At 63.6% G+C, this 15398-nt stretch carries 13 protein-coding genes; all 13 read left to right on the top strand.

Annotation, left to right across the window (positions count from 1 at the left end; translation table 11 throughout):
* The first annotated feature begins 113 nt into the window (after positions 1 to 113).
* The 13 genes from pgi (at position 114) to BUA41_RS00365 (ending at position 15317) form a co-directional block, all read left to right on the top strand.
* Entirely contained in the window at positions 114 to 1784 is a 1671-nt protein-coding gene (pgi, locus tag BUA41_RS00425) for a glucose-6-phosphate isomerase (RefSeq protein ID WP_072818550.1), read from the top strand.
* A gap of 28 nt (positions 1785 to 1812) precedes the next feature.
* Positions 1813 to 2439: a YqiA/YcfP family alpha/beta fold hydrolase gene (locus BUA41_RS00420; protein WP_072818548.1), complete on the top strand. Its 627-nt coding sequence runs from the start codon at positions 1813 to 1815 to the stop codon at positions 2437 to 2439.
* 79 nt (positions 2440 to 2518) lie between these two features.
* Complete coding sequence (gene parE / locus BUA41_RS00415) at positions 2519 to 4414, top strand: DNA topoisomerase IV subunit B (protein WP_072818545.1); 1896 nt, start codon at positions 2519 to 2521, stop codon at positions 4412 to 4414.
* A 172-nt stretch (positions 4415 to 4586) separates the two neighbouring features.
* On the top strand, positions 4587 to 6848 hold the full coding sequence (gene parC, locus BUA41_RS00410; protein ID WP_072818543.1) for a DNA topoisomerase IV subunit A: 2262 nt from the start codon (positions 4587 to 4589) through the stop codon (positions 6846 to 6848).
* A complete protein-coding gene (gene serB / locus BUA41_RS00405; protein WP_072818541.1) occupies positions 6845 to 8050 on the top strand; it encodes a phosphoserine phosphatase SerB in 1206 nt (401 codons plus the stop codon). Before parC ends, serB begins: the two co-directional genes overlap by 4 nt.
* A 67-nt stretch (positions 8051 to 8117) precedes the next feature.
* The gene (locus BUA41_RS00400) at positions 8118 to 9794 is read left to right on the top strand and encodes an HD domain-containing phosphohydrolase (protein WP_175546908.1); all 1677 of its coding nucleotides are present in this window, start codon (positions 8118 to 8120) and stop codon (positions 9792 to 9794) included.
* A gap of 134 nt (positions 9795 to 9928) precedes the next feature.
* Positions 9929 to 10987, top strand: a complete 1059-nt coding sequence (locus BUA41_RS00395) for a M4 family metallopeptidase (RefSeq protein WP_072818537.1) — start codon at positions 9929 to 9931, stop codon at positions 10985 to 10987.
* The gene (locus BUA41_RS00390) at positions 10984 to 11349 is read left to right on the top strand and encodes a protealysin inhibitor emfourin (protein ID WP_072818534.1); all 366 of its coding nucleotides are present in this window, start codon (positions 10984 to 10986) and stop codon (positions 11347 to 11349) included. Before BUA41_RS00395 ends, BUA41_RS00390 begins: the two co-directional genes overlap by 4 nt.
* Positions 11350 to 11426: 77 nt before the next feature.
* Positions 11427 to 11678: a TIGR02647 family protein gene (locus tag BUA41_RS00385; RefSeq protein WP_072819393.1), complete on the top strand. Its 252-nt coding sequence runs from the start codon at positions 11427 to 11429 to the stop codon at positions 11676 to 11678.
* Positions 11679 to 11692: 14 nt separating this feature from the next.
* Positions 11693 to 12553 carry a DUF6920 family protein gene (locus BUA41_RS00380; RefSeq protein ID WP_072818532.1) on the top strand — a complete coding sequence of 287 codons (861 nt, stop codon included), beginning with the start codon at positions 11693 to 11695 and terminating at the stop codon, positions 12551 to 12553.
* 214 nt (positions 12554 to 12767) lie between these two features.
* Entirely contained in the window at positions 12768 to 13286 is a 519-nt protein-coding gene (locus BUA41_RS00375) for an Hcp family type VI secretion system effector (protein WP_072818529.1), read from the top strand.
* Positions 13287 to 13390: 104 nt separating this feature from the next.
* The gene (locus tag BUA41_RS00370; RefSeq protein ID WP_072818526.1) at positions 13391 to 14941 is read left to right on the top strand and encodes a hypothetical protein; all 1551 of its coding nucleotides are present in this window, start codon (positions 13391 to 13393) and stop codon (positions 14939 to 14941) included.
* Positions 14928 to 15317 (top strand): hypothetical protein, encoded by a 390-nt coding sequence (locus BUA41_RS00365; protein ID WP_072818524.1) that lies wholly within the window; start codon positions 14928 to 14930, stop codon positions 15315 to 15317. Before BUA41_RS00370 ends, BUA41_RS00365 begins: the two co-directional genes overlap by 14 nt.
* The last annotated feature ends 81 nt before the right edge of the window (positions 15318 to 15398 follow it).

The following is a 15398-nucleotide window of genomic DNA, read 5'->3' as shown; positions in this document are numbered from 1 at the left end:
AGGCGCTGCCCGAAAGTCCCTAGTTTACGTACCGTCCAACGGCGTTGCACCCATCAGCGGTCCGATATCGATATGCTGGCGAAGCCGACATTACGCTCAAGGAGAGATAAACGATGACTTCCCGAGGCCCGATCGATCGTCATGCCGCCTGGCAATCGCTGAGTGCCCACGCCGACGCCATGCGCGAGGTGCATCTCAAGGAGCTGTTCAGCGAGTCGGATGAGCGACATGGCCATTTCTCGCGTCGTGCGGCAGGCCTGATGCTCGACCTGTCCAAGCAGCGCTGGCGCGACGACACTCTGGACAAGCTGCTTGAACTGGCCCGTGTCGCCCAGGTGCCCGAGGCGATCAAGCGACTGCTCGCCGGCGAGCGGGTCAATCGCAGCGAGGACCGTCCCGCGCTGCACACCGCGTTGCGTCTGCCCGCGGACGCATGTCTCGAGGTGGAGGGCGAAGACATCGTGCCCGCGGTCCACAGGACCCTGGACCATATGGCGACGATGGTCGAGAAGTTCCTGGCCGGGCAGTGGCGCGGTGCCACCGGCAAGGCGATCACCGACGTGGTCAACCTCGGGGTCGGCGGTTCGGACCTGGGCCCCTTGATGGTGACCCATGCCCTGGCGGATTACCGACCGCGAGACGTGCATCGCGTCGAGGTGCATTTCGCCTCGACCATGGATGGCTCCCAGCTTGCCGACTATCTGGATCGCCTCAACCCCGAGACGACCCTGTTCGTGCTCTCGTCGAAGTCCTTCACCACGATCGATACCCTCTCCAATGCGCGCACCGCCAAGGATTGGCTGATGGGCCATCTGGTCGATGGCGACGGCGATCACGATCTGGTGATGCGTCAGCATTTCATCGGTGTCTCGGCCAGCCCCGAGAAGATGAGCGAATGGGGCATCAGCAATGCCAACCAGCTGGAGTTCTGGGAGTGGGTCGGCGGCCGCTATTCGTTGTGGGGGGCCATCGGCCTGCCCATCGCCCTGACCGTCGGCATGGACAACTTCCGTGCCCTGCTCGACGGGGCGCATGCCATGGATCGCCATTTCGCCAGTGCCGAACTGGCCGATAATCTGCCGGTGCTGTTGGCCCTGGCGGGTATCTGGAACGTCAACTTCCTCGATATCCGGGCCCATTCGATCCTGCCCTACGATGGACGCCTGGAATACTTCGCCAGTTACCTCGAGCAGCTCGAGATGGAGTCCAACGGCAAGTCGGTGACCAACGACGGCGAGAAGGTGCGTTACTCCACCTGCCCGGTGCTCTGGGGGCAGCTCGGCCCGAATGCCCAGCATGCCTTCTATCAGTTGCTGCATCAGGGCACCCAGGCGGTGGAGTGCGATTTCATCGCACCCATGCGGCGTTACGATCGGGTCGAGGATGAGGCGACGCGCAAGCACCTGAAGAGCCAGCATCGCCTGACCCTGGCCAACTGCTTCGCCCAGTCGCGGCTGCTGATGCTGGGTGACGAGGCCATCGACGACGATGGGCCGCGCCCCAGCCACAAGCGCTACCACGGCAACCAGCCCTCGACCACGCTGCTGCTCGACCGCTTGACCCCGGAAACGCTGGGCGCGCTGGTGGCGCTCTACGAGCACAAGGTCTTCGTCCAGGCCACCATCTGGGACATCAACCCCTTCGACCAGTGGGGCGTGGAACTCGGCAAGAAGATCGCCACCCAGACCGAGCAGATTCTGGCCTCCCGCGAAGGCATTGACGCCCTGGACGCTTCCAGCCGAGGGTTGATCGAGGCGGTGTGGAATGCCGAGGGTGTCGGGTGATACTGTTTTTTCATACAGGTTTTGCGGTATGCTGAGCGACCACTGGCGCAGGGCCCCGGTCGACGCCGTGCTCTACTTGCACGGTTTCAACAGCGGCAGCGAGTCGCCCAAGGCGCGATTGATGCGGGCCGCATGCCGGCGGGTTACCCATGAGGGCAAGCCGCTTGCCTGCAGCACGCCACAGCTGCCCCATCGTCCGCGGGCGGCGCTCGAGACGGCCCGGCTGGCCCTCGAGGCGCTGGGGTCGAATACCTTGCTCGTGGGAAGTTCGATGGGAGGGTTCCTGGCGTCATGCCTGGCCGAGCGCTTCGATCTCGCCGCGGCAGTGATCAACCCGGCAGTGCAGCCGGCCCGGCTGGTCGACGGCTGGATGGGCACGGATCTCGTCAACGACTACACTGGCGAGCGCTTCACCATCGAGGCGGCGCACCGCGACGAGTTGGCGTCCCTGGTCCCCGCTCGGCTGAATCCGCAGCGCTATCTGCTGTTGCTGGGCACCGCCGACGAGACGCTGGATTGTCGAGACGCCTTCGAGGCCTATGCCGGCTGTCGCACGCTCATCGAGCCCGGCGGGGATCACGGCTTCGATCGCCTGGCCGACTACCTGCCGGCGGTGCTGGCCCAGGGCGGGCACCGGCTGGAGCGAGCTCCGTAGACCCGACCCGGCTCATCGTCAATTTCGAGGTTCCCTTGCCGATAACTCCTGTGACAGAAAACAGCATCCTGGACAACGCATGACGCAATACAGTGCGACATCGATTGAGGTTCTCTCCGGACTCGAGCCGGTGCGCAAGCGCCCCGGCATGTATACCGACACCACCCGCCCCAACCACCTGGTGCAGGAAGTCGTCGACAACAGCGTCGACGAGGCGCTGGCAGGACACGCCGGCGAGATCAAGGTGCGTCTGCTCGACGATGGCGGCATCGAGGTCAGCGACGACGGTCGCGGCATGCCCATCGACATGCACCCCGAGCATGGCCTGTCGGGGGTCGAGCTGATCCTCACCAAGCTGCACGCCGGCGGCAAGTTCTCCCAGTCGAGCTACCGTTTCGCCGGCGGCCTGCACGGGGTCGGGGTCTCGGTGGTCAATGCGCTGTCGCAGCGACTGGAAGTCGAGGTCTGCCGCGATGGCGAGCGTCACGGCATCGCCTTCGAGAAGGGCGAGAAGGTCGAGGAGTTGTCGATCATCGGCAGCTGCCCCAAGCGTGCCACCGGCACGGTGGTGCGCTTCTGGCCCGAGATCGCCTATTTCGATTCTCCCAGGCTCTCCCTGCCGCGGCTCAAGCATCTGTTGCGCGCCAAGGCGGTATTGTGTCCGGGACTCAAGGTGGTGCTCACCGAAGCCGACGGCGCCGAGAGCGTCTGGCAGTACGAGGATGGCCTGCGCGACTATCTGGCCCAGGCCACCGACGGGTTCGACGTGCTGCCGGCCTCGCCCTTCATCGGCCATTTCGCCGATGACGAGCAGGCCGTGGACTGGGCGATCCAATGGCTTCCCGAGGGTGGCGAGCCGCTGCTCGAGAGCTACGTCAACCTGATTCCCACGCCCCTGGGCGGCACCCACGTCAATGGCCTGCGTTCGGGGCTGCTCGAGGCGCTGCGCGAATTCTGTGACTACCGCAGCCTGTTGCCCCGGGGCGTCAAGCTGACCGCCGAGGATCTCTGGGAGCGGGTCTCCTTCGTGCTCTCGGTGAAGATGCTCGACCCGCAGTTCGCCGGCCAGACCAAGGAGCGGCTCTCGTCGCGCACCGTGGCCGGCTTCGTCTCCGGGGTGGTCAAGGACGCCTTCTCCTTGTGGCTCAATCACCATGTCGATCAGGGCGAGGCCCTGGCCGAGCTGGTGATCAGCGCCGCCCAGCGCCGCCAGAAGAGTGCCAAGAAGGTGGCGCGCAAGAAGATCACTTCGGGGCCGGCGCTGCCCGGCAAGCTGGCCGACTGCAGCGGCCAGGACCCGGCCGCCAGCGAGCTGTTCCTGGTGGAGGGCGACTCCGCCGGCGGCAGTGCCAAGCAGGCGCGTCATCGCGAGACCCAGGCGATCCTGCCGCTGCGCGGCAAGATCCTCAACACCTGGGAGGTCGACTCCCACGACATCTACGGCTCTCAGGAAGTGCACGACATCGCCGTGGCCATCGGCATCGATCCGGCCAGCGACGATCTCTCCAAGCTGCGCTATCACAAGATCTGCATCCTCGCCGATGCCGACTCCGACGGGCTGCACATTGCCACACTGCTGTGCGCGCTGTTCCTGCGCCACTTTCCGGCGCTGGTCGATGCCGGTCACGTCTATGTCGCCATGCCGCCGCTGTATCGCATCGATCTCGGCAAGGAGGTCTTCTACGCCCTCGACGAGAGCGAGAAATCGGCGATCCTCAAGCGCCTGGAAGGCAAGCGTGGCACCCGGAAGGCCGGCCCGCCCAACGTTCAGCGCTTCAAGGGCCTCGGCGAGATGAGCCCCTTGCAGCTGCGCGAGACCACCATGGCGGTCGATACCCGGCGCCTGGTGCAGTTGACCCGGGAGGAGGGCGATGGCACCAGCGAGATGATGGACATGCTGCTGGCCAAGAAGCGCGCCTCGGATCGCAAGAGTTGGCTCGAGGATTATGGCAACCTCGCCGATATCGAAGTATGACCTGGAACATGCCTGCGCTCGCCGATACGGCGTTGGATGGCAAGCGCCAACTGCTCATTTACACCAGTAAACTCCGCGTTGTCGCTTGCCATCCGCCTTGTCTCGCCATCGCTCGGCGATGTTCGCGAGCAGGTTGGGACTCGAAAAATCGAATTGCGAAAGAGGTCAATCGATGACCATGGATATACACGTGGAGGAAGGCGACGTCGAACGCCTCTCGCTCCGCGAATACACCGAGAAGGCGTACCTCGACTACTCGATGTACGTGATTCTCGACCGCGCCCTGCCGCACATCGGTGACGGCATGAAGCCGGTACAGCGGCGCATCATTTATGCCATGCGCGAGCTGTCGCTGACCGCCAATGCCAAGTACAAGAAGTCGGCACGTACCGTCGGCGACGTGCTGGGCAAGTTCCACCCGCATGGCGACAGTGCCTGCTACGAGGCGATGGTGCTGATGGCCCAGTCGTTCAGCTATCGCTATCCGCTGGTGGATGGCCAGGGCAACTGGGGTAGCCCGGACGATCCCAAGTCCTTCGCGGCGATGCGCTACACCGAGGCGCGCCTGTCGAAGTTCTCCGAGGTGCTGCTGTCCGAGCTCGGCCAGGGCACCGTCGACTGGATGCCCAACTTCGACGGCACCATGAACGAGCCGGCGGTGTTGCCGGCCCGGCTGCCCCACGTGCTGCTCAACGGTGCCACCGGGATCGCCGTGGGCATGGCCACCGACATTCCGCCGCACAACGTCAGCGAAGTGGTCGAGGCGACCTGCCACCTGCTGCGTCACCCCGAGGCGACCGTCGGCGACCTGCTCGCGTATGTGCCGGCCCCGGACTTTCCCACCGAGGCGGAGATCATCTCGTCCCGAGAGGATCTGGCCAAGCTCTACGAGGTCGGACGCGGCTCGGTCAAGCTGCGCGCCCGCTACGGCCTGGAAGAGGGCAACGTGATCGTCACCGCGCTGCCCTATCAGGTCAGTGGCTCCAAGGTGCTCGAGCAGATCGCCGCGCAGATGCAGGCCAAGAAGCTGCCCATGGTCGCCGACCTGCGCGACGAATCGACCCACGAGAATCCCACCCGACTGGTCATCGAGCCACGCTCCAATCGCGTCGATATCGAAGGGCTGATGGCGCACCTCTTCGCCACCACCGACCTCGAGAAGAGCGTGCGCATCAATCTCAACATCATCGGTCTCGACGGGCGTCCGCGGGTCATGCCGCTGCCCGTCATGCTCGGCGAGTGGCTGCGTTACCGGCGTGCCACGGTACGCCGGCGCCTCGAGCACCGCCTGGGCAAGGTCGAGGATCGCCTGCATATCCTCGAGGGCCTGTTGGCGGCGTATCTCAACATCGACGAGGTGATCCGCATCATCCGCGAGGAGGACGAGCCCAAGCCTGCCCTGATCGCGGCGTTCGGGCTCTCCGATCGCCAGGCCGAAGCCATCCTCGAGCTGCGCCTGCGCCATCTCGCCAAGCTCGAAGAGATGAAGATCCGTGGCGAGCAGGACGAACTCAAGGCCGAGCGCAAGCGCCTGAAGAAGCTGCTGGGTGATGACGAGGCCCTGACCGACTTGATCGAGCAGGAACTGCGCGAGGCCGGCAAGGAGCATGGCGATGCTCGTCGTTCACCGATCGTCGAGCGCGAGGAAGCCAGGGCGCTCTCCGAGGTCGAGCTGATGGGTGCCGATCCGGTTACCGTCGTGCTTTCCGAGAAGGGCTGGATTCGCAGCGCCAAGGGCCACGAGATCGACCCGGCCGGGCTCGCCTTCAAGTCCGGCGACCGCTTCCACCTGGCCGCACGGGGCAAGACCAACCAACCCTTGGTGTTGCTCGACGACAGTGGCCGCGCCTATACCCTGAGCGCCCATAACCTGCCCAGCGCCCGCAGCCAGGGCGAACCCATCACCGGCCGGGTCAATCCCGGTGCCGGGGCGCACATGGTCGGGTTGATGCTGGGCGCACCGGAAAGCCGTTACCTGCTGGCCTCCGACGGGGGCTACGGTTTCGTCGCCCGCCTCGAGGAACTGACCGGCAAGAACAAGTCGGGCAAGGCGGCACTCTCGGTGCCCAAGGGCTGCAACGTGCTGGCACCGCGAGGGGTGCCGGGGGGGGCGAACGCGCGGGTCGCGGTGGTCTCCAACGAGGGACGCATGCTGCTGTTCGGACTCGACCAGTTGCCGGAGATGGCCAAGGGCAAGGGCAACAAGATGATCGATATTCCCGGCGCCCGGGCGGCCCGTCGCGAGGAGTTCGTGCGGGACCTGGTCATCTTGCCTGAAAAGGCCTCTCTGGTGATTCACGCCGGCAAGCGCAAGCTGACCCTGAAGCCTGCCGATCTGGCCTACTATGCAGGAGAGCGGGGCCGCCGCGGCAGCAAGTTGCCGCGCGGTTTCCAGAAGGTCGACCGACTGGACGTGGAACAGGAGCGATCATGACGCGACGCCTGCTGATTCGTGCCACCGGCACCGCGCAACCCGGCCAGCTCGCCGGCCTGGGAAAAGCCCTGGCCGTCAGCGGTGCGCGACTGCTGGACATCAACCAGAGCGTGACCTTCGGCATCGTTTCCCTGGAGGCGCTGGTAGGACTCGACGCGGATGCAGAGATCGAAAGGACGCTCAACCAGGCCGGAAGCAACCTTGGGCTCGACATCCAGGCTATCCAGATCAGTGCCGAGGATTATCAGCGCTGGAGTGCCCAGGCCAGCCAGCCGCGCCTGATCCTGACGCTGCTGGCGCCACGCCTGCCCGCCGGGATTCTTGCCGAGGTCGGGGCCTTGACCGCCGCCCATGGCTTGACCGTGGAGCTGATTCATCGCCTTTCCGGTCGCGAGCCCCTGGATGGCGAGGCGCCGGCCCATGGTGCCTGCGTCGAATGCTGGTTGCGCGGCGAAGAAGTCGATCTCGAGGCGCTGCGCGAGAAGGCCCTGGCGCTGGGGGCGATGCACGGCGTGGACATCGCCATCCAGGAAGATTCCATCTGGCGACGTCACCGCCGGCTGATCTGTTTCGACATGGACTCGACGCTGATCCAGGCCGAGGTGATCGACGAACTCGCACGGCGCCACGGGGTATACGACGAAGTGGCCGCCATCACCGAGCGGGCCATGCGCGGTGAGCTGGACTTTCAGCAAAGCTTCCGCGCACGCATGGCGATGCTCGAGGGGCTCGACGAGGCGGTGCTCGCCGAGATCGCGGACCATCTCGAGTTGATGCCCGGCGTCGAGCGACTGATGCATCACCTCAAGCGGCTCGGGTATCGCACCGTGATCCTGTCCGGTGGCTTTACCTATTTCGCGCGCTATCTCCAGGAGAAGCTGGGATTCGACGAGATCCATGCCAACGAACTGGTGATCGAGGGTGGTCGGGTGACCGGCGAGGTGCGCGAACCGATAATCGATGCCCCGCGCAAGGCCAAGCTGCTGAAATCGATTACCGAGCGGGAGGGGCTGTGCCTGGAGCAGACCATTGCCGTGGGTGATGGCGCCAACGACCTGAAGATGCTCGCGACTGCCGGGCTGGGGATCGCCTACCGCGCCAAGCCGCTGGTGCGCCGCCAGGCTCGCCAGTCCATTTCGACGCTAGGGCTGGATGCCGTGCTGTACCTGATCGGGTACCGTCAAGGCGATCTACAGGAATAGCGTCGGCAATAGACAGACGATACCACGCGATGGTGCGTCACGTATCGTGCAAGCCAGGATGGAACAGATGAGCGAGACATCATCTCGTATAGAGCACGCCGGCGAGATAGAGAGGCTGCTGGAAGCCATGAGCCGCCCCGGCGGGGTATCGCTGGCCTTCGAGGAGCAGACGGCGCCGCCGGTGAATGTGCTGCTGGCCAATGTGATCGCCGGTGAACGACTGATTCTCGACGTCACGGCGGCGGCGGAAATAGCCAGCGTGCTCTCTGTGGAACGCCCCTTTCGTCTGACCGGGCAGGCGCACGGGGCCATGGTCATGACCGAGCCCTTGGTTGCCGAGCCTTGCAACGACATCCCCGGACGATTGCGCTTCGCCTGCCCTTACCCGGATCGCCTCGAAGTCTGGCATCGGCGCAGCGCCTTTCGCGCCGAACTGGGGCCTGGGATGACCGTCACGGTGGCGCTCGAGGTGGATGGCGTGGAGAAGATCCTTCAGGGGAAGTTGCTGAATCTTTCCCTGGGTGGAAGTCTGGTACAGATCCCCCTGCAGGATGCCGCGAAGCTGCGGGCGGGTTACGCGCTGTCACGCCTCGAAGCCACCTTTCCCAGTGGACAGCGCTTCGCTACTCGGGGCGAGATACGTCATGTGCGCACCGACGCTCATTGGCAGCGGGCACTCCTGGGCTGCGAATTCCGCATGCTGACGCCCAAGTTCGAGCGTCTGATCTGGTTTCTGGTCAAGGAGATCGAGCGCGAGAGCGCTCGCAAGAGCGAACAGGATGACGACCTCGACCCGTCATCGTTGTTCCAGCCCGCCACGACGTCGATCCAGGTACCTCCTGCACGTCGTCCCCGGGCTGAGTACGCAACGCCCATGGCGCGGCGCCTGGCCAAGATAGCCGACTATCTCAATGGGCAGATGGTGCGACTGGAGCAGGGCGAGCCGATCGATAGCCTGCTGCTGTCCCGGCACAGTGACAAGCTGCTGAACCTGCTCGAGGAGGACAGGGAGGCGCTGCTTTTCGCGAGCGTCTGCTTGCATCGCGACCCCCTGCCCGTGCAGCATGGCCTCGGCGTGGCGATTCGGCTGGCCGATCTGGCGGCCGCCCGCAATCTACCGCGCAATCTGCTGAAGGCCATTGCGGCGACGGCCATGATCCACGATCTTGGCAAGGCATTGCTGCCCGATGACCTGCTCGACAGCACGCTCTTCGATGAAGCGCAGCGTCAGCAGCTGGCTTCTCATGTCCCGCTGATCCACGAGCGACTGCAAGGTTGCCGCTGGCTCGACCCCCAGGCCGTCAGGAGAATCGTCGTCGAGATCAACGAACGGCTCGATGGCAGCGGATATCCCTATCGTCTCGGAGGCAGCGAACTGTCCGCCCTGAGCCGCATGGCGATGGTGGTGGATGTCATCGACGCCATGAGTCGTTCCCGGCCGGATCGCGGGGGCTGGGCCATGGAGGAGACCTACCGGCACATGTTGACGAGGGACGATCTTTTCGACAGCACCTGGGTACAGCGCTACATTCGCCACTTCGGCCTGCATCCCATCGGTTGCCTGGCGCGATTCACGAGCGGTGCCCATGGCTGGATCCAGCGTCTCGATGCCAAGGGAGCGCCGCGACAGATCGCGGTGGTCAGCCCGAAGGTCCAGTTGCTCATGGACAAGGAGATCGCCTCCCTGGGAGGTATCGAATCTCTGGTAAGAGCCCCGGCGCCGGAATTGCTGCCTCAGCAATGAGCGCGTGGGCAGCAGGAAAGTGCAGGAACCATGGTAATGAAAAAGTAGGCGAACTCTCGGTGAAGCTGGTGGGTCGCAGTAGTAAAGATAGTCGGCGCAGGGGAACGCACTGACCATTCACCAGGAGAACCATCATGCACAAGCCGACACCACGCACCCGTCCGGGGTTCATGCCGCCGTTCATCCTCGAACGGATCGCCGCCCATGGCGATGCACGTCTCAAGGGCTGTGCCCAGCGCACGCTCGAGGCGGACGCCTACTTCCGCACCCGGCGCGATCCTCAAATCGCTGCCAACCTGGCCCTGCCCGAGGGAAGCCCCAGGCCGGGTGAGCCCGCACGGTATATTTATTCCGCCGACTATCGGGAGGTGCTTCCCGGGACGCTGGTGCGTGAAGAGGGCCAGGGCGACACCGGCGACCCCGCCGCCGATGAGGCCTACAGCGGGCTGGGCGTGACCTATCGCTTCTTCTGGGAAGTCTTCGAGCGCAACTCCATCGATGACCGCGGCATGCCGTTGCTGGGCACGGTGCACTATGGCCAGGATTATGAGAACGCCTTCTGGAACGGTGCCCAGATGGTGTTCGGCGATGGGGACGGCGAGCTGTTCAATCGTTTCACCGCTGCGCTGGACGTGATCGGCCATGAACTGGCCCATGGGGTCATCGAGCGCGAGGCGGGGCTCGTCTACACCTATCAATCCGGTGCGCTCAACGAGTCCTTCGCGGACGTCTTCGGCAGCCTCACCAAGCAGTATCACCTTGGCCAGACCGCCGCGGAAGCGGATTGGCTGATCGGTGCCGAGTTGCTGACCGAGCGCGTCCAGGGGCGCGCGCTGCGCTCCATGGCCGAACCCGGTACGGCCTATGACGATCCGATCCTAGGTCGAGATCCGCAGCCGGGCCACATGGACGACTATGTCGAGACGGAGCAGGACAACGGTGGCGTGCACATCAATTCGGGCATTCCCAATCACGCCTTCTACCTGGCGGCGATGGCCCTGGGGGGGCATGCCTGGGACGCCGCCGGCCTCGTCTGGTACGACACGCTCCGCGATCCCCGGCTGGCCGAGCAAAGCGATTTTGCCACCTTCGCCGCCCTGGTCATCGACAATGCCGGTCGTCGTTTCGGGAACGAGAGCCGAGAAGCCGCCGCGGTCCGCGACGCCTGGCAAGCCGTGGGAGTGACGACATGAACGACAGATCGCCTCCTGTCCTGGGGGCGAAAAGCATCATCGCCATCCGTCGCGAGGGCGGGCTGGCGGCGTTCCCCGGACTGATGACTCTTCGCCGTATCCACTGTGATGAGTGTACGGAGCAGCAGCGGCGCTGGTTGCAGGCGCTGCTGAGCCAGGCAGTCCGTGCCTGCGACGACTCGCCACCCCCCGGTGCCGATCGGCGCGTCTTCTCTGTCGATATTCAGGAGTGCGGGGACGACAAAGCCGTGGATGCCGACGCCCGCCGGGTGTGGTCATTGAGCATCCCCGAGGAACAGATGCCCGAGGCATTGCGATCCCTGTGGGAGCATGGCATGTCGGGCGATGAGAATGCGCAATAGTTGAGGGCGATCATGGCAGGCTCGGCTTTTTGGCCTAAAGTGAAGACGTCTTCCTTCCCTGATGAACCGAGGTGGCCATGCGCTATACCCAGGAAATACTCGAAGAACTCAACGTGCTTTGCCTGTTCAATCTGGCCACCACCCAGGAGGGAATCAAGGTGCATTCCAGCGCCGACCCCGCCAAGATAGCCGCCGTTTCCAGGTTGCACGAGCGCGGCCTGGTCACCCAGCCCGATGGTGGCTACCTGACCGGCCTCGGGCACGATGCGGCGGTGCAAGCTCAGGATCTGTTGATGATCCTGACGACTGCCCCGACAACCACATCCTGAATCTCCTGGAGTGAATGACCGCGCTGCAGATCGTCCTGGTTCCGGTAACGGTAGCGGCCTCGGCACTGGTCGCGGTCGCGACGTTTGGCGCTCTGCGCTGGCAGGCGGCAACCCGCCGGCTCGAATCCCGCATCGACGCCGCTCGCGTCCCGGCAAGGCCGGAGGCTGTCGACTTCGGTGAACTCGAGGGTCTGCCGGCGCCGGTACGGCGCTACTTTCATACCGTGCTCGAGGAAGGCCTGCCGATGGTGGCCGGCGTGCGCGCCAGACATCGCGGCTCCTTCAACATGGGGGCGACGGCAGACCGGTGGCGGCCGTTCACCTCGGCCCAGCGCGTGATCACCTGCCGCCCCGGATTCGTCTGGAATGGCCGGATCGCCGCGATACCCGGCTTGCCAGTTCGTGTCCACGATGCCTATGTCGCGGGCCAGGGAATTCTGCAGGGCAACCTGCTTGGCCTGTTTCCCGTCGTCAGCCAGCGAGGCAAAGGCGCGATCGCCGAAGGCGAACTCATGCGCTTTCTCGCCGAAGCGGTGTGGTATCCGACGGCGCTGCTGCCCAGTCAGGGCGTCCACTGGGAAGAGGAGGGGACGCGCTCCGCGAAGGCCACGCTGACCGATGGCGCCATCAGCCTGACTCTGTCGTTCGATTTCAACGAGGAGGGCGTGATCGACACCGTGCGGGCGAAAGCCCGCGGGCGCAGCGTGGGCGAACAGAGCGTGCCGACGCCGTGGCAGGGGCGCTTCTGGAACTACCAGCGACGAAAAGGCATGCTGGTGCCCCTCGAGGGCGAGGTGGCATGGCTGTCCGAAGAAGGCGCCAGGCCGTACTGGCGCGGGCGAATCACCAAGATAGACTACGAGTTCGCCGGTTGATAGGAATCCTGCGCATTTCAGCGAGCAAGTTCTTGCCCGCTGGGCAACTTCTTGCTCGATTCAGGCAAGAACTTGCCTAAATCCGCTTGATACCAAGGAGTGAAAATTAATCAACTACTTGTTTTTAAATAATAATACGATTCATGGCATGGTGCCTGCCTGTAGGGGAGTGTCCCAAGGACATTCTCATCCATTACCCAGTAGGAAGCAGACCATGCCAACCCCTTGTTACATCAGCATCGAAGGCCAGACCCAGGGCAACATCACCGCCGGCGCCTTTACCCCGGACTCCGTCGGCAACATCTATGTCGAAGGCCATGAAGACCAGATGCTGGTCCAGGAATTCAAGCACGTCGTCACCGTACCCACCGACCCGCAGTCCGGCCAGCCCAGCGGCCAGCGCGCCCACAAGCCGTTCATCTTCACCGTGGCCCTGAACAAGGCCGTGCCGCTGATGTACAACGCCCTGGCATCCGGCGAGATGCTGCCCAACGTCGAGCTCAAGTGGTACCGCACCTCGGTGGAAGGCAAGCAGGAGCACTTCTTCACCACCTCGCTGACCGATGCCACCGTGGTCGACATCAACCTGCGCATGCCCCATGCCCAGGATTCGGCCAAGGCCGAGTTCACCCAGTTGATCGACGTCTCCCTGGCCTATCGCAAGATCGATTGGGAGCACACCGTCGCCGGCACCTCCGGATCCGATGACTGGCGCGCCCCGGTAGAGGCCTGAGCCTGATTGCCGGGGCGCTCGAGCGAGCGCCCCGGCCTTGAACGATGATTCAAGGACCCTTCGGGGCATGTACCGAAGCGGGCCTGGTTTCCACGGGAAACGACATGCGACTCAAGCGATGGCATGAAATCCGCGATATCGACCTGCCTTATGTCGAGTCTTCCTTCTTTGCAGTGAGCAAGGTCGAAGCGCTGCTGGGAAGCCATGGCGCACTGCATAGCGACCTCGAACGCCTCGGCAGCGCCTGGGGCTTCTCGTTCATGGGCGATGGAACGAAGGTTCATCAACGCCTGCTCGAGGAAGTGAAACGCGGCACCCTGTACCTGCTCCTGGATCCGAGGTTCGAGCGCCCCTTCAGCCCGGTTGCCCAGTGGACCGGCAGCCAATGGCGCTTGAGCTCCAGTGCCCTATGGCAGGCGGACCCGAGCCTCGAAGCGAAGATCGCCCGACTCAACGCGCAAGCGCTGACACCCGACGACCTGCGCAAGGCCCGCTGGCCGAGCGATGCTCGAGCCTCCCCGGCCCCAGCACCCAGGATTCCCGAGACGATTCCGGAGCCCATCGTCGAAGAGCCACCCCCGCCCATCAAGCCGGGGTTTCATATCGTACGCCTGTCGGGAACTCGCGAGCAGGTCAAGCAGCGCCTGTTTCCCTATACCCCGACGCCGGATGTCGAGGCGATGTTCGAGCGCCTGAACGGCCACCTCGGCGACTACCTTCTCCCGGGAGAGGTGGTTGTGCTTGCCGATCCGGCGTCCCGGGAGTGCCGGGAAGACGAGGAATACCTCATGGCCGAGGCACGTCGGATTCAAGACGCCCTATACCCGCTCGGCGAAGATCAGCGCCAGACGCTGATGAATCATTGGCAGGCCTACGAGGACATCGCCTTGAGTGGCGAGGCGATGGACGCAGATGCTTCCGCGCTTTCCAACACCTCTACCGCCCTGGGCGCCACTTCCGCCGCTGGCAGCCGGGCGGTGTCGGAGGTCAGGCAAGCCATCGAAGAGATCGACCGGCTCTATCGACAGGCCATGGACCCGCACAATCCGATGACCCGCACGCAGTTCTTCGCCCAGCGCGAGCAGCGTTTCAAGCGCCTGGGGGTGGTAATGAATAACTGGGTGAACGCCCCGCTGCGTCTGCCCCGTCATACGGAACTGAAATCGCGCATCAACATCGAGGCCCGCCAGCAACTGCACAGTGTCGACACGGCCCGCACGGGCGGCAAGTTTCGCATCCCTACCATTTCCGAGGCCATTACCAAGACCGCGATCGTTTCCAAGCTCACCAGTATCGGCTCCTTCGTCGGTGTCGGCCTCGATGTCGTGGCCACGCAAGCCACCATCGAACAGGCCTGCAGCGAAGGGCGCGAACGAGAGTGCACGAGAACCAAGTATGTTGAGTATGGCGGGCTCTTGGGGCGAGCCGGTGGTGCAGCAGCGGGTGTTGCATTATCTGGTCTCAAGTTAAATATCGATAGTAAAGTATGTCTTGCTGTGGCAGTTGTCCCTCATGGGCGAATCGCCTGCGCCGTTGTCAGCGCTGGTTCGGGAGCAATTGCTGGTGAAAAAATGGGTGGCCAAGTCGGAGAAAAGTTCGGTGCTGGATTATTCACAAGAATCTATGGCGAGAGCAACAATCATGGATCTAATTGAAACATTTATAGTGTTCAGTGGTGCTTTTCTTGGCCTGATTGGTGTGGCAATGATGTTTATTGCATCGATAGTCGCCCTTTTCAAGATCGATGAAGCGGATGACTATTATGGGGAGGGAAAGCTAGGTGGCGGCAAATCTGACTTCAAAGGGCTCCCTTTTTCTTTATCACGGATGACGTGGTATGGAATGGCAATCATGTTTTCGCGTACCAAGTACGTTAAAAATCACTATGGACATGAGTTGGCACAGATTGCAGCCAATGATCCACCTCGTCGATTGGAGAGATTACTAGTATGGCTCTTCGCCCCATGGTTCATATTGGTGATGGCCAGCATGATGCTCGGCGGCCTGCTAATGCTGTTTCCCGAGGCGTAATGAGTCGGGCTAGAGCATGAGGATCAACGCTGCTACCCGCGTGGCGGAGGGTGCAATTGGTGGAAGCTATGCTGGGACAGA

The sequence above is a fragment of the Modicisalibacter ilicicola DSM 19980 genome, from assembly GCF_900128925.1.
GTDB lineage: Bacteria > Pseudomonadota > Gammaproteobacteria > Pseudomonadales > Halomonadaceae > Modicisalibacter > Modicisalibacter ilicicola.
Note: the sequence above shows the minus strand (reverse complement) of the source record. Positions and strands in the feature narration are given on the sequence as shown.

Excerpts from the sequence above, each read along its gene's own strand:
- BUA41_RS00385 (WP_072819393.1), top strand. The coding sequence starts at position 11,427 with ATGCGCTATACCCAGGAAATACTCGAAGAACTCAACGTGCTTTGCCTG.
- BUA41_RS00390 (WP_072818534.1), top strand. The coding sequence starts at position 10,984 with ATGAACGACAGATCGCCTCCTGTCCTGGGGGCGAAAAGCATCATCGCC.
- serB (WP_072818541.1), top strand. The coding sequence starts at position 6,845 with ATGACGCGACGCCTGCTGATTCGTGCCACCGGCACCGCGCAACCCGGC.
- BUA41_RS00380 (WP_072818532.1), top strand. The coding sequence starts at position 11,693 with ATGACCGCGCTGCAGATCGTCCTGGTTCCGGTAACGGTAGCGGCCTCG.
- BUA41_RS00400 (WP_175546908.1), top strand. The coding sequence starts at position 8,118 with ATGAGCGAGACATCATCTCGTATAGAGCACGCCGGCGAGATAGAGAGG.
- parE (WP_072818545.1), top strand. The coding sequence starts at position 2,519 with ATGACGCAATACAGTGCGACATCGATTGAGGTTCTCTCCGGACTCGAG.
- pgi (WP_072818550.1), top strand. The coding sequence starts at position 114 with ATGACTTCCCGAGGCCCGATCGATCGTCATGCCGCCTGGCAATCGCTG.
- BUA41_RS00365 (WP_072818524.1), top strand. The coding sequence starts at position 14,928 with ATGGATCTAATTGAAACATTTATAGTGTTCAGTGGTGCTTTTCTTGGC.
- BUA41_RS00395 (WP_072818537.1), top strand. The coding sequence starts at position 9,929 with ATGCACAAGCCGACACCACGCACCCGTCCGGGGTTCATGCCGCCGTTC.
- parC (WP_072818543.1), top strand. The coding sequence starts at position 4,587 with ATGACCATGGATATACACGTGGAGGAAGGCGACGTCGAACGCCTCTCG.
- BUA41_RS00375 (WP_072818529.1), top strand. The coding sequence starts at position 12,768 with ATGCCAACCCCTTGTTACATCAGCATCGAAGGCCAGACCCAGGGCAAC.
- BUA41_RS00370 (WP_072818526.1), top strand. The coding sequence starts at position 13,391 with ATGCGACTCAAGCGATGGCATGAAATCCGCGATATCGACCTGCCTTAT.
- BUA41_RS00420 (WP_072818548.1), top strand. The coding sequence starts at position 1,813 with ATGCTGAGCGACCACTGGCGCAGGGCCCCGGTCGACGCCGTGCTCTAC.